Source organism: Psychromonas sp. SP041 (genome assembly GCF_000470315.2).
Classification (GTDB): domain Bacteria; phylum Pseudomonadota; class Gammaproteobacteria; order Enterobacterales; family Psychromonadaceae; genus Psychromonas.
Genome location: NZ_CBRF02000003.1, coordinates 132,030 through 147,289 on the forward strand (window position 1 = coordinate 132,030; position 15,260 = coordinate 147,289).

Genomic DNA, 15,260 nt, shown 5'->3' on the forward strand with positions numbered 1-15,260 from the left:
CAAAAAATAGAGGCACGTAGCCTATAATGAGCAAGCTTAATAAAATATTTCACACCGCAAATATGCAATTAAGCTTGTATCGTTTTTCATTACCTTTTCAACACCCCTTAAATTTTAAAGGACATCATTTAACCGCTCGTGAAGGTTTATGGTTAGTCGGTCATCAAGCGGACGGACAATGTTTAATTGGTGAAGTTTGCCCTCTTCCCGGCTTTAGTAATGAAACACTAGAGCAATGCCAGCAATACCTATTAGGTGCACTTCAAACCGCCTCAAATCTACAAGAAATAAACATTCATCATTTCCCGCTGTTATCGAGTGTCCATTTTGCATTATTTTGTTTACAACAACAGATCCCATGGCATAAAGCAGAGAATAGTGATTTAGTGAACCTAACCAGTGTACCTTTGCTACAAGGCGATTATTCAGAGATACTACTTCGTTATCAACAGTTAACATACCCAACACTAATAAAGCTTAAAGTAGGCCGATTTACGGTTAAAGAAGAAGTGAATGTATTAAAAAAGCTTATTGAGCTTAATCCTAAAATACGTTTTAGATTAGATGTAAATCAACAATGGACTGAACAGCAATACGCGCAATTCTTAACCTTAGTAGACTCGCAATATATAGATTATATCGAAGAGCCTACCGCGTCACTTACTAGTAATATTAACATTTCGAAACAGTTTAACGTGTCGATAGCATTAGATGAAAGTTTATTAATGATTGACTCAATACCCATACATAATTGTATTAAAGCATTGATTATTAAGCCTACACTAATTGGTTGCCCAGAACGGATTGAAGAATTGCTAAAACATGCTCAGCAGCAACAATTAAGTGTTAGTGTCAGCGCTAGCTTTGAATCTCCTGTCGCAATTCATCAGCTTCAACACTTAGCGATAAAATGGCAACAGCAATATAATGTAAAAGTGAGTTTAGGATTAGATACATTACATGCTTTTACAGATAAGCCGAGTGATATAATCACTAAGCTAGAAAACTTACTAATACCTCCTCACCTTAACTCACCAATGCAAGTGACCTGCTTATGGAAATCTTAATAAACGATTGCCCTGTACGCTGGCAAGCTATCCATAATAACCAAGCCATTGCTATCGCATGTGAACAACGACAAATAACCTATCAACACTTAGATAACCTGTTAATTAATTTACAAAAACAGCTAACCGTTAACGTTAATAAAAAAGAAGATAGATTAGAAACAAACTCTTCATCGATAAGATTAGTTTGTATCGCCAGTAATGGCCTTGAATTATTGTTACTACAATTATTATGTATTCGCCTTGGGTGGTTATTTTGCCCTTTAAATCCTCGATTTACTGACGCTGAAATAGCACAACGACTCGCTATATTAAGTAGTTATTATTGCTGGGTTGCTGATGATTCAACACATTTACATTTTAAAACAGTCGATATAGATTTTTATTTACTAGAGAAAGAAACAATTGAAGGTAATGAACGATCAGAGATAACCATTAACCCAAGCCAACCTTGTAATATTATTTTTACTTCAGGTAGTAGCGGTTTCCCTAAAGCCATTATTCATCATTATGAGAATCATTTTTTTAGTGCTTTAGGCTCTCAAGCCCTCATTCCTTTAAACCACTATGACCATAATTTACTATCGTTGCCTCTCTTTCACATAGGCGGTTATGCAACAGTCATTCGCACCATTATTGCTGGCGCTTGTATCCATTTAACCTCATCGGCATTAAATGTATTGATGCTGCAACAACAAAAAATAACCCATTTATCGTTGGTTTCAACACAGTTAATACGCTTATTATCCGATCCTTTTTTTACTGCAAAAGAATGTCCGATAAAACATATTTTATTAGGTGGTAGTACTTTCTCTGATTCCTTATTAACATCATTAACTGCACGCGATTTTGACTATCACTTGAGTTATGGGTGTACTGAAATGGCCTCTCAAGTGGCGACGTCGAACAACAGTAATGATTTACAAGTATTACCTTATAGAGAAGTTAAAATACGAAATAATGAAATATATGTTCGAGGAAAAACTCGTTTATATGGATATTTCCAAGATAATAATATCGTTGTAGTAGATCCTAAAGAATGGATTCAAATGGGTGATATAGGAAAGATAACAGCTAATTACTTACAGGTTTTAGGACGAAAAGATCGGCAGTTTATTAGTGGCGGTGAGAATATTCAGCCAGAAGAAATTGAGCGTATTTGCTTACAACATAAAAGCGTTGAAAAAGTGTATATTTATCCGATTGAAGATCAGAAATATGGGCAACGTATTGCCATTTTTATTGAATTTGTTGAAAATGAAATAACGCGCTTTGAGCAACAAGCCCAAATACTTAAAGCGTATCTAGCAACACAGTTAACACGCTTTAAGCAACCAGATGTTTATTTAGCTTGGCCTCAAATCACTAACCAACAAAGCTTAAAAGTACCAAAAGAAGCTTTCATGGCACAATTAAAGCAACAAAAATTAATTTAATGAACGCTTTAAACGGTGCTCATAAACCAATTGCTCTGCATTTTTAATCAACGAAGATAAACTACTATGACTCCCTGCATTATATTCGACAATACCGGTATCAATAACTAAACGATATGCTTTATTCATTGTTGAATTAAACTTTTTAACATTAGCATCTAAACGAATAAACTTAGTATTATCAATAACTTCATATTCACTGTCATTCATTAACACAATAAATTCATCGTCACCGGTACGTGCAATAATATCCGTTTCTCTGAATGTATTTTTTAAAATATTAGCAAACTGAATTAATAACTGCTCACTCTCTTTCTTACCTTGTGTCTCATTAATTTTCTCCATACCAACTACATTCACATAAAGAGAAAAGTACGCTTTTTTAGCTCGCTGTGCTAAACGAAAATAATTATCCCCTGCGCTAATAAGCCCACGATAATTTGATACTCCCGTTAACTCATCCGTTAGCATTAAGGTATGGTTTTTATCTAACAGTGATTTATTAATAGTGATATCACATATTAGTTCGATAATTCCTTGTACCTTTTTATCAATGGAATAATAAGGTTGGTAGGTTACTTCATAGGTAAGTGCTTCACCAGATGCATTATATTTTATTGTTTCAACTCGTTGATTTAGTTTTAAAATTCTATTTTTATGCAACGAGCAAACATTATTATGGCATTCCAAACAATTAAATATCGCTTCGCAGTCAGCACTTAATAAATCGTTAACATTAAACCCGTTAAGACTTTTATACATTTTGTTAATGTAGGTTGTGCGCCCTTCTAAGTTAAAAATTCGAACACCTAAAGGCAAAATATCCATAAACTCTGTTTGATCAAACAATGATGACTTTAATGAATCGTTTAATAGTTTGTAATTACTGACATCTTCAATATAACCAACCACACCATGTTTTAAAGCGCCTTGTTGGGCAACTTCATAATAAGAAATCTTATAAATTGAATCATCATCTTTTTTCAAGTTATCAGATTCTATTTCAATACACCCGCCCGCTTCATTTATTTCTGAGATAGAGGTTTTAAGTTCATCAGGCTCATACTCATTATGTTGATCTCGCTCGAGCAATTGCTTTTTACTAATATTTAAAAAGCTATAAAACGCTCTATTAGCGCCAAAATATTGGTCGCGACTATCTTTTAAGAAAATAGGGAAAGGTAAAACATCCAAACACTGCTGGTAGGATAATTTCATTTTATAGATAGCAGTAGATTTGGAGATGGCATATAACAAGACTAACCCTAACATCAGTATTAGCATGATTGTAATCGTGTTAAATTCGGTACTTGAAATATACCATTTCATCGCAGGAATAAAGGTTAATACACCACCAACATTATATCCTTCAACATCATGAATAGGCATGAAAACAGCAATACCCTCTTGCCCTTCAACTTGAGCATTAATTGAGAATCGCTTTAATTGCATTAATCTAGATTCTTCTATTGAACTCAGGTTCTTTTTCAACTCCCTTAAATCGGTATCGCTTAAATTCGCTTCAATTAAATTAATATTTTTATTAACAAAGAAGCTGCTTGAAAACTCTGTTTCTTGATAAAATTTATTCTTGTATATTGATGCTAATAAAGGTCGTTTCGCTAACAAATATTGAGACTTTGCATTACTAATATTGCTTAATGCATATTGCACATTAGCCAATGGCATTGCTATTTCGACAACGGCAATGAATTCATTTGATGCATTAAAAACAGGAAAGAAATAACGATATAAATAACGGCCATTTCTTAATGATAACCCAAATGAAGGAGACTGGCTTTTAAGTACTTTACCTAAACCTGTAGTAAGTTGAGCTTCCTGAGCACCACTAGCTTGTTTACTACTATAAGCAGATTGAGCGTTATTTAATAAAAGGTCGCCATTAATTAAATATATTTTCTGCTCTGGAAAATATTTGCTGCTTACTCTAAATTGGGATTGTAATTGGTCGTGAAGCTGCTGTTGAATTAATTGTAAACTTTCAGAGGATTTTTTTGCTTTATTCGCATCGTCTAACAAAGATAAAATCGATTCATTAGTATATTGAAGTTCGAATAATAAAATAGCATTTGATTTAACTCGATCTAATGTAGACACAAAACTGTTGTATACCGTTCGTTCCGCTACATTACGTTGCTGCTGTTGATTTTCATCATCAGACATCAAAAAGAAGGTTGATAAAATTAACGCAAAAATAGCAATAAAAAACACAAAATCAACAGAATAAAAACGCTTTGCTCTTAACATTTAAAACCTAAATAAACCAAATAATATAGGGAATATAACAGGTACTAGAAAAGATTTAACTACAAAATAGTCATTTTCAATAATAGACGGTAGAATAATACTTCCAAAATATAGAGAGTAGTTTATGGATTCATATAAATTAAAACCTAGCTTCATTCACCCAAAGTATTGGCTTGCTTGGTTAGGTATTTTCATCCTTTTTTTAACATCTTTGTTACCCTACTCAACGCTAAATAGATTAGGTAAGTTGCTAGGGCGTATAGCAATTCCTTTCGCTAAAAGCCGTTATGACACAGCACGTCGGAATATTGAACTTTGTTTTCCAGAACTCACACCTGAACAAATAGATAAAAAAGTAAAAGCTAACTTTGAACATACCGGTATCGCATTATTAGAAATGGGTATGGCATGGTTTTGGCCGGCTTGGCGCGTACGTGGCTTATTAAATATTCGTGGACTTGAGCATCTACAACAAGCATCACGACAAGATAAAGGCATTATTTTATTGGGAGCTCACTTTCTTACCTTAGAAATGGGTGGCCGAGCAGCTGGATTATTCCATCCTAGTTATGCTGTCTACCGTAAAAATAGTAATGAAGTATTAGATTATTGGTTTTACCGTGGCAGAATGCGAGAAAATAAAGGAATGCTAGATCGTAAAGATTTTAAATCGATGTTACGTGTTTTGAAAACAGGACAAACATTATGGTATGCGCCAGATCATGATTACGGAAGACATAAAAGTAGTGTTTTTGCTCCTTTCTTTAACGTCGAGAAAGCAAATACGATATCAGGTACTAGTACGCTAGCACGTGTTAAAAATTGTGTTGTCATCCCTGTTTTTTTAAAACGTTTACCGAATAATAAAGGTTACGAGTTAGTTTTTTATGAAGCATTAAATGATTTTCCAAGTAATGATTTAATATTAGATACAACACGCACTAATCAACAAATAGAACGAATGATAAAAGAATGTGATGAACAATACATGTGGTTGCATCGTCGTTTTAAAACGCGTCCAGAAGGCGAGCCTTCATTTTATAATATGCAATAATGATTAATTGAGTGGTATTTTAGACAGTAAAAAAGTGAATTAATTTAACAAATTCACTTTTTTACTGTTATATCTACTCGCTAAACAATTGTTCCCAAACGTTAATAACAACCTTACGTTCTTCAGTAAACTGCTCTATTGCAGCAATACGAGTTTCTTTACCTAAAGATAAACGGTGCCCCGCATCTCGAATATGGCAATAGGCATTAATTAATTCAGTAGCTTGTTGCTGTGTTAATAGCCCTGCTTCCTGACATGCCGCAAAAATACGTAAATTATCTGACCATTTTGTTAATAATTCTGGAAATTTATCAGCATTAGCCAATACTAAATATTGTGCTATAAATTCGATATCAACCATTCCACCTGGTGACTGCTTAAGATCAAACTCATCTTTGGTTGCTCGATTTAAATGATGACGCATTTTCAATCGCATGTCTGATACATCTGTGCGTAATTTATCAACATCACGCTGTTGGCTTAATACCTGCGAACGTATTTCGACAAACTCTTCCGCCATTATTGAATCTATAAATACCGGACGAGTTCTGACTAATGCCTGATGTTCCCATGTCCAAGCATTCTCTTTTAAATAACGATTAAATCCCGCTAAACTGGCCACTAAAGGACCAGAATCTCCTGATGGACGCAAACGCATATCAATTTCATACAAAATACCTGAATTAGTCCGAGCGCTAAATAAGTGAATAATGCGTTGCGCTAAACGAAAGTAAAACAGCTGATTATCAATAGATCGCTCACCACTTGTAACGCCTAATATATTATTTTCATGTAAAAAAACCACGTCCAGATCCGAGTCATAACCTAACTCTAATCCGCCCATTTTCCCGTAACCAATGACCGCGAAGCCTTTTTTGTCGGTTCCTATCACGTTGCTAGGCAAGCCAAATTTATAGGTTATTTGTGCCCAAGCTATCTGCACCACATAATCTAAAATAGCTTCACTGAGACAAGTTAAATGGTCGCTCACTTGCGGTAATTTAATACCTTTCGCGATATCCGCAGTCGCAATATGTAAAAACTGCATTTGTTTAAACTGACGTAATGCTTCCATTTGTTGTTCCATATCGTCTTCTGGGATACGTAACATAAATAACTGCAACTCACTTCTATAACTACCTAACGCTGTAGGGTGATAAAGTTTTTGAGGGTCCAGTAGTTCATCAAGCAAAATAGGATGACGTGCTAATTGAGCAGAGACTCGAGGACTTTCAGAGCATAATTTTAACAGTTGCTTCAACGCCCCTTCATTTTCATTTAATAACTCTAGGTACGCAGTACGACTAACGATATTAAGTAATAAGTGATGAATACGTTCAAATAATTTTTCAGGCTGTGGATAATCACAAATCAATGAAATTAATCGAGGTAGCAATTTATCAATCGTTTCTTGTCCTCGAGGGCCTATAGGGCGTCGAGTTAGATCCGATTTTAATGACACAATCATTTTTGCAAAAGCACTGACTTGTTCTGAACTTACTTCATCACAATCAATACCTTCAGTTAACAATGGTTCTATTTCCTCGCTACTTAATTGTAATTCCCACATTTCTATAAATGTTTCTTCTGCTTCATTTTGTTGCTCTTCAGACTCACCAATAACCCAATTAAATTCATCATGCACATTGACCATGACTTGGCTCAAACGCATATAAAAGCTATCCCAGTCATCAAACTTCATGACTTTAATTAAACGTAATTTATCAAGTTCATTATCTGGTAACGTTTGAGTTTGTTGGTCTCCAATTTGCTGCAATATATTTTCAACAGCACGAAGGAAGTGATAAGAACTTAATAAGCAATCAACACGCTCTTGCGGTAATACATTAATATCTGCAATAACCTGTAATGTTTCTTGTAACCCTTTACATTGTAGTTCAACATTACGACCACCATGAATGAGTTGAAATGCCTGTGCAACAAATTCAATTTCACGAATGCCCCCCATGCCTAACTTAATATTGTCTTTTAATCCTTTGCGGCGAACTTCTGCACTGATCATTGCTTTCATCTTTCGTAATGAATCAATGGCACTGAAATCTATATAGCGTCTAAAAACAAAAGGTTTGAGCATATTTTTTAGCTCTTCCTTGTCTTCTCCTTCTTGTCCTAGCACCCGCGCTTTAACCATTGCATATCGCTCCCATTCACGTCCCTGGGTTTGGTAATAATCTTCTATAGAATTAAAGGTCGTCACTAATGGGCCAGATTCGCCAAAAGGTCGTAAACGCATATCAACTCTATAAACAAAACCATCAACGGTAATTTGGTGCAAAGCGGCAATCAGGCGCTGCCCTAATTTAGTGAAGAAGGCTGAATTTTCAATAACACGTCGTCCACCTTGGGTTGTACCGCGTTCAGGATAAGAAAAAATAAGGTCGATATCAGAAGAAAAGTTAAGCTCTTTACCGCCTAATTTACCCATCGCAAAAATAAACATCGTTTGCTGTTTACCTGACTCTCCGAATGGCGTGCCCTGCTCCTTACATTGCAGCTGATATAACCAATCCAGACCTTGTAGAATTAATTGATCTGCTAATAGTGAAATATGCTCAAAACTTTCTTTTAAAGAGCTTAGATTTAATAGCTCACGCCATGCAATCACGACCATATGTTTACGTCTAAATAGGCGTAAAGCATGGTGTAATTGAGGCTCAGTTTCGGTAACTGCTAATACTACTTTTAATTCATCGATTAAATGACTTTTACGATCTGTACTAACTAATAAGTCGCTCTCAAATAAGAGAGGAATAAGATCTGGCTGCTTTATTAATGCATTAGCAACAAAATCACTCAAAGAAAAGACTTGAAATAACGTTTCCTGTTGTTGCTCGTTCAACGTTGATAAATCAAAACGTTCGCTCAATTGTTGAATGTATTTTTGTGCAGCAGCTTTTAATAAAGGCATAAATTATCCATGCTAAAAATTAGACTATTCATTAACTTAACAGGAGTTTTAAATCCGATCAGTAATTTTTAACACTTAATCATTGAAAAGTGATTTAAAGACCGCATTATTGTAATACGAGTAATGAAATAAATACCGATAGCTCGTAATCTTAAATATGCGTACTCAGTAAAATTTGATTAAACTGTTACTCCATTGTTAAATTAGGTTTGTACAAATAAAAAACATAAACCCATTGACATATAATGCCATGGGAGCTAAATTAACACTCACAAGACATTTAATGTCACACGGTTAAGGGACAAGATGAATATTCATACTATTGCTACACATCTCAACAAGTTAGCAGACGATACCGAAACGGGCTTTAATTTTGACTGCACACCTATTGATGGTGAGATAGATGTACTACAAATAGAAATAATTGGTCGTGAAGAGATACCAATTTTTGTTTCTATTAGTGATAACCAAATTTTATGCATTGCCTACTTATGGGGTGAAGATGAAATCAAATCAGAACTAAAAGCAAATATGATGGAAGCGATGTTAGAAATGAACATTCCGATGCCATTATCTTCTTTTGCTAAAGTTGAAGACAAATACGTTGTTTTTGGCGCGCTATCAATCCACTCAAGCCTTGAAGATATTGAGCTTGAACTCGTCACTCTAAGCGATAACAGCCTTGAAGTGATCAGCGAAATGGATAGTTACTTAAATTAATTCGGAGTTTATAATGAGCATATTTAAAAAAATTATTACTGCCTTACGTGGTGGTGCAACTGAAGCTGGTGAAGCAATTGTAGATGCCAATTCAACAAGAATTTTTGAACAAGAAATTCGTGATTCAGAAAAACACGTTACGATTGCAAAACGTGACTTAACAGAAGTGATGGCGAAGCAAATGCAAGCGGCACGTGAGTTAGCACAGTTACAAGCAAGTATTAAAGAGCACGAAGGTTACGCGATGCAAGCCCTAAACCAGGGTAATGAAGCATTAGCGATTGAAGTTGCTGAAAAAATTGCTGAATTAGAAACAACGGCTGCTGAGCAACAACAAACAAACGAAAGCTTCTTAAAAAGTGCTGATCGTTTAAAAGGGCTGATCAAAAAGAGCGAGCGCCAATTAACTGAATATAAACGTCAGTTAACCATGGTAAAAACAACTGAAAGCGTTCAGAAAGCAACGTCTGCAATTACAGATAACTTTACGGCAAGTAACTCTAAGTTATTAAGTGCAAAAGACTCTCTTGAGCGTATTAAGAAAAAACAAGCAATGTTTGACGATAAATTAAAAGCAGCTGAGCAATTAGCATCTGAAACACCCGATCAAACATTAAAAAATAAATTACAAGAAGCTGGCATTGGTGAACAACAAAACAGTGCACAATCAGTATTAGATCGCTTAAAAAATAAATAATTTATCTTTAAAGTAATGAAAATACAAACACGACCAGCGGATGCTCGTCGTGTTTTTTGCGTTAATAACCATCATTTTTGTGTTGATAACTATCAGTTTTTTTGTGTTAATAACTATAAATAGTCGCCTGCAATAATAACGATACGGTCATATTCATTAAAATATGTTATTTTTCTACCTAATATTTCTATGTAGTATTAACTCAAGTAGTTAATACGGTTAGTTTAAGGATCTCTATGCGCTTTTTAAAATCGTTATTTAATAAAAAACCAGCCGTATCTACTCGTGTTTTAAGTGAACCTAAGCAATTGTTAAACCGTGATATATTCTGTTTCGGTGATAGTTTTGCATTACCAGAAGCGATGCGTAAGCAACAGTTACAAGTTAATGACATCACAACGATTGAGTTTAGTCATGAGCATTACATACAACTTATTAGCCAAGGTGTAAGTGATAAACTGGTTTATGTTAGCTTCCCTAAGAACCCTAAAAATCTGATTAAATGTAGTTTATTATTAAGTCGCGCTGACGTTGAAACATTATTTAATTTAGACGATTTTTCAGAGATTTTTGAAGCACCTGGAAAAGCACGATTAACACCATTAACTGAACAGCATAGTTATGGTGATATGTTAGCGACCGAATATATCCAACAAGATTTTGAAACACCAGGCTACATGCATCAGGCAGATTACCGAGATAGCAAGCCGCCAGAGTTTACCGACCAAGATCATGGTCGTGAGTTTCAATACTTCTCATTAGAAGGTAATAAAGGTTTACGTTTAATAGAAATATTTATTTTTGAAAATGGTGATACCGATGTTTATTTATCTAGCTTACGCCCAGCTAGTGACATTGCGGAATTATGGATAAAAGGAGAGTAATAATGCCCAATGGTGAATTACCTAAAAAATGGCAGCAATCAGCAAAAGTAGTCAAAGCGGTACAAATTGCTTTTGATATGGATAGTAAGCTGCAATATAGCATTCGCCGTAGTGCATTAGACGAAGGTATTAGCCCTTCTGAAAAGATTCGTGACTTATTAGAGTTACCAACGCATAAGAAGCCCAAACGCCCTCGTTTAACGGTTAGTTTGAGTGCCGATGACTATATTCAACTTGGTCTTCGTTATAATATTGCGGCAGAAAATCAGCTTGATATTAAGAAGTGTGTGATTGAAGAACTCACTAAGTTTGCAACTTACAGTGAATACTTTGAAGAAGAGTAATGAGCAATTACGTTATAGAGTTGATTAACTTTTCGTTCGCATAATAAAAAGCACTGGAAACCAGTGCTTTTTATTAATTTATCGTATTAAGTTTTAATGATGATGACTTTAATAACTCACAACTTACAATTACGATGCTTTAGTAAGTTGCATAGAATAACCTAGAATCTCTTCTGTCATTTCTGTCACTTCTTTCAATACAACGACCGAACCTTCAACCGTTTCTTTTACTTGTACTAAATTACTATTAATTTCATCAGCTACTGTCGCTTGTTCTTTTGAAGCTGAAGCGATTTGATAGTTAAGGTCTGAAATATGATTTACTTTATCCACAATATCAGACAATTTAATGCCCGCTTTAGTCACTTCCGTCACCCCTACTTCGGCTTCTTTAACACTACTATCCATTAAACCAACCGCTTGCTGTGCACTTTGTTGTAGCAATTCAATCATTCCTTGAATTTCAACGGTAGCATCTTGGGTGCGCTTAGCCAGATTTCGAACTTCATCAGCAACAACAGCAAAACCACGGCCCGCTTCACCTGCTCGAGCGGCTTCAATCGCAGCATTTAATGCTAATAAGTTAGTTTGGTCTGAAATGCTGCGAATGGTATCCACTACACTACCAATACTTTCAACTTTCATTTCTACATTATTAACAGCAGTCGCAGAGTCATCAATATTTCTTGATAATGTATTAATAGAAGAGATAGTTGCATCAACGGCATTGCGCCCTTCTTCAGCAACATTTGTCGCCTCCAAAGTAGAAACGGATGCACTTTCTGCATTCCCCTCCACTTCTTTTACAGCAGCTGTCATTTCATTCATTGCCGTTGCCAATGATCCAATTTGATCAAACTCTTCAGCAATTGATTCATTAACAATTTCCATACAAGTACTGAATTGCTCTATGACTTCGTGGAGTTTGGTCATTGTATTCGCATTTTGGTCAGTTTGATTTTTTGCGTTGGCGGCTTCTTGAGTCGCACACAAATACAATTCAGAAAATTCACCTTTTAATTGTTCTGGTTTAGATGATTGAGGCTCTTCAATATATTGCTTTAAAACTAGAACTTGTTTTTGATGGCAATAATGTTGCCAAACAACGGTTAAGCTCAATAAGGTAATAAGAATAAATACGGGAGTTAAGTTAAAAGAAAAAAACTGATTAAGTAATAATGTAAATATCGCTCCAATAATGAATAAAATAAAACCTTTCCCTAAAGCAGAAATGTTGACTAATTTTTGTTCTAAACCGTTCAGTTGTATTTGCACCATAAACTCACTCAAAAGAAGAAAATAAGAAAAAGATAAATAGACGTTACTTAACTTATCGACAAGACGAAAGAAAACATTAGTAATAACAACACTAAATATACCTATTTAAGGTTAAATGTAGAGGATTTGTGATCTATTACTCTCTACATTATTTTCTTTTGATAACTTGTTTCTTCTTTTTGGTACGCTTTAGAAAAAATATCCATTAATTTTCTGAATCAAGCCAATACATTTCATTCGCAATAGCACGTTGTTTAGATTGTTCAATCGCACTTAATAAAGAAAATTGTTTACGTTTAACCCATTTAAAGTATTCAGCCTGTACGACAATGTCTTCTTCATCAACAGCGAGTTCAGAAATAGCACCAAGCATCGAAAGCTCTTGAATACCCTGATAAATATCTAGCCACGGGTAACAGTACTCTGCACTTTTTTCTGCATCAAATAAGTTACCAAGGCTAAAACCAGTCATTAAGTTTGCCGTTAATAACCCTTGGTTTTGCAGTAAGTTATCGGTACTTAAAAGCACTTCCGAAGAAAGTGTCGCTTTTAATTTAGACCATCCCTCAGTCAACACCGTATCGGAAAATGTCAGTAATGAAGTTGAATCATTTTCTGTATGCGCTGTTTTCTCCAGTCCAATCAACCATTGCGTTAACCCTAAGACAAAATGGCAATAGCGCGAACTGTGTAAAATATTGAAAATATCTTCTTCGCTTGGGAGAGCTTGATCTGCTAAACGTAAATCTTTCTTTAATTGTTTTAATCGCGGCAATTTGCGAATGTAATAAGCTTTATTTTCTAATAACTTTCTAAAAACTAAGCGTTCATCGACCCACGAAAAGCTTCTCGCGAGCCATTGCAAGTCTTCAACCCATGCATAACCTAAAAATGAAGTACCCGCTTCTTTAAAAAGATGAATATTTTGATGTAAAAACATAATACTTTTCTGTAGTTCAACTAAAGCATCGAAATCCCCCCCTTCAAGATAACAATGTTCATGATATTGAAGATGTTTTAGACCGTGTTGAAAGTTAACAGAAAGCGCCTCGCGCAAAACCATTTCTGGATTCAAAGCTGAAAAATCAATCGGTTTAACTGAGAAATGAGCACTTTCAGTGAGCATATAACCACGTTGAGCTTTGCTCACATTACCTAAACGAACTTGAGGTAATGAGGCAATATCTTGCGCTAAAATAAATAGCTGAGCTTCATCTCCTTTCACTAATTCTAATTCGATTTCACAAATATCAGTCTCACCTTGATTGGCTATAATCTTTCCGCAATCATAAGCAACTTCAATTAAAGTGCCTTCTTGCATTTCCAACAACCAGTGTAAGCGTCTGAAATCTGTACTAAATAATGGTGCTATTTGTTCTTGTAGCTCGCTTAAATTACAACCTTTAGGCCAAATTTTATTGTTGAATCGAGTTAACTCAGGCTCTAAACCTTCAATGGGTTCATTATATTCAGGGCGTTGATGTAAGCCACCTATAACGCGACCAGATGTTTTAATAGTTTGAGTATATTGGTCATCAATACGGCGTACTCTTAAGCCCATATCCATCATTCTCAGTGCGCGTGAAGCCGTCTCGAAATAGACGTTGTACATCATTTGATCTTTATGAGAAATAACCGTGTGTTGGCTTATTTTATTCAGCAGTTCGTCGGCGAAGTGTGCATTAAAAAAAAACTTAATTTCTATCTCTGTTTCCATAATATATACCGCAAATTACCCTTAATTTAATAGCCTGGATCATTTTTAATCGTAAAATTTTCTCAATTATACTAAATTGATGTTCTATTGTGTGCAAAAGAAAGTTAACATGCGCCGCATATTAGATGTTCAACTGAACTAGAATGTGGTTACCAAACCATCAAAACCTAAGGTGAATCATGCCAGTTAATTCGATATTTGGAGTGTTTGCAAAATCTCCAATCAAACCGATCCAATTACACATGGACAAAGTAGCAGTATGTAGTGAGTTGTTATTACCTTTCTTTGAAGCCAGTTCAAAAAATGACTGGGTTGAAGCAGAGAAAGTGCGTAAGCAAATATCTCAATATGAAAAACAAGCAGATGAACTTAAACGTGAATTACGTTTAACGCTTCCAAAAGGTTTGTTTATGCCGATTGACCGAGCTGACTTATTAGAGCTTGTTAATCGCCAAGATAAAATTGCTAATACAGCAAAAGACATAGCGGGACGCATTTTTGGTCGTCAGCTACAAATACCAAGTGAAATATTTGTTGATTTTATGGCATACGTACAACGTAGTTTAGATGCTATTCAACAAGCAAAAAATGCAATTAACGAGTTAGATGAATTACTAGAAACAGGCTTTAAAGGCCGTGAAGTAGACATCGTCACTAAAATGATTGAAGTACTTGAAACGATTGAAGATGATACAGATTCATTACAAATCAAACTTCGTCGCAATTTATTAGCCATTGAAGATAATTACAAACCAGTAGATGTAATGTTTTTGTATAAAATTCTAGAATGGGTAGGCAGTCTTGCAGATCACTCTGAATTAATCGGCACCCAGTTAGAACTTATTCTAGCTAGATCGTAGCTCTAA

At 35.0% G+C, this 15,260-nt stretch carries 12 protein-coding genes; 8 read left to right on the plus strand and 4 right to left on the minus strand.

Translation table 11 applies throughout. The features are described from left to right. Positions 1-26 precede the first annotated feature (26 nt). Both menC and SP041_RS03025 read left to right on the plus strand, forming a co-directional pair. Positions 27-1,067: an o-succinylbenzoate synthase gene (gene menC / locus SP041_RS03020; protein ID WP_025562537.1), complete on the plus strand. Its 1,041-nt coding sequence runs from the start codon at positions 27-29 to the stop codon at positions 1,065-1,067. Then, complete coding sequence (locus SP041_RS03025; RefSeq protein ID WP_025562538.1) at positions 1,055-2,503, plus strand: AMP-binding protein; 1,449 nt, start codon at positions 1,055-1,057, stop codon at positions 2,501-2,503. Before menC ends, SP041_RS03025 begins: the two co-directional genes overlap by 13 nt. On the opposite strand, the gene SP041_RS03030 is transcribed toward SP041_RS03025, so the two are convergent. Next, entirely contained in the window at positions 2,495-4,771 is a 2,277-nt protein-coding gene (locus SP041_RS03030; protein ID WP_025562539.1) for a diguanylate cyclase, read from the minus strand. The two genes, SP041_RS03025 and SP041_RS03030, sit on opposite strands and share 9 nt — an antisense overlap. Before the next feature lie 124 nt (positions 4,772-4,895). On the opposite strand from SP041_RS03030, the gene lpxL reads away from it, so the two are divergent. Continuing rightward, the gene (lpxL, locus tag SP041_RS03035; protein ID WP_025562541.1) at positions 4,896-5,825 is read left to right on the plus strand and encodes an LpxL/LpxP family Kdo(2)-lipid IV(A) lauroyl/palmitoleoyl acyltransferase; all 930 of its coding nucleotides are present in this window, start codon (positions 4,896-4,898) and stop codon (positions 5,823-5,825) included. A 73-nt stretch (positions 5,826-5,898) separates the two neighbouring features. Here the strand turns inward: lpxL and glnE are convergent, their stop codons facing one another. Then, positions 5,899-8,754, minus strand: a complete 2,856-nt coding sequence (glnE, locus tag SP041_RS03040; RefSeq protein WP_025562542.1) for a bifunctional [glutamate--ammonia ligase]-adenylyl-L-tyrosine phosphorylase/[glutamate--ammonia-ligase] adenylyltransferase — start codon at positions 8,752-8,754, stop codon at positions 5,899-5,901. A gap of 306 nt (positions 8,755-9,060) precedes the next feature. Between glnE and SP041_RS03045 the strand changes: the two genes are divergently transcribed. From SP041_RS03045 to SP041_RS03060, 4 genes are all read left to right on the plus strand, one after another. Further along, entirely contained in the window at positions 9,061-9,474 is a 414-nt protein-coding gene (locus SP041_RS03045; protein ID WP_025562543.1) for a YjfI family protein, read from the plus strand. A gap of 13 nt (positions 9,475-9,487) precedes the next feature. Beyond that, positions 9,488-10,171, plus strand: a complete 684-nt coding sequence (locus SP041_RS03050) for a PspA/IM30 family protein (RefSeq protein WP_025562545.1) — start codon at positions 9,488-9,490, stop codon at positions 10,169-10,171. Positions 10,172-10,407: 236 nt separating this feature from the next. After that, positions 10,408-11,055, plus strand: coding sequence for a hypothetical protein (locus SP041_RS03055; RefSeq protein WP_025562546.1), 648 nt, complete (start codon positions 10,408-10,410; stop codon positions 11,053-11,055). A gap of 2 nt (positions 11,056-11,057) precedes the next feature. After that, the gene (locus tag SP041_RS03060) at positions 11,058-11,399 is read left to right on the plus strand and encodes a hypothetical protein (protein WP_025562547.1); all 342 of its coding nucleotides are present in this window, start codon (positions 11,058-11,060) and stop codon (positions 11,397-11,399) included. A 129-nt stretch (positions 11,400-11,528) separates the two neighbouring features. Here the strand turns inward: SP041_RS03060 and SP041_RS03065 are convergent, their stop codons facing one another. After that, positions 11,529-12,677, minus strand: coding sequence for a methyl-accepting chemotaxis protein (locus tag SP041_RS03065; protein WP_051368401.1), 1,149 nt, complete (start codon positions 12,675-12,677; stop codon positions 11,529-11,531). Between the two features lie 205 nt (positions 12,678-12,882). After that, positions 12,883-14,394, minus strand: a complete 1,512-nt coding sequence (locus SP041_RS03070; protein ID WP_025562549.1) for a CYTH and CHAD domain-containing protein — start codon at positions 14,392-14,394, stop codon at positions 12,883-12,885. 179 nt (positions 14,395-14,573) lie between these two features. Between SP041_RS03070 and SP041_RS03075 the strand changes: the two genes are divergently transcribed. Then, positions 14,574-15,254, plus strand: coding sequence for a TIGR00153 family protein (locus SP041_RS03075; RefSeq protein WP_025562551.1), 681 nt, complete (start codon positions 14,574-14,576; stop codon positions 15,252-15,254). The last annotated feature ends 6 nt before the right edge of the window (positions 15,255-15,260 follow it).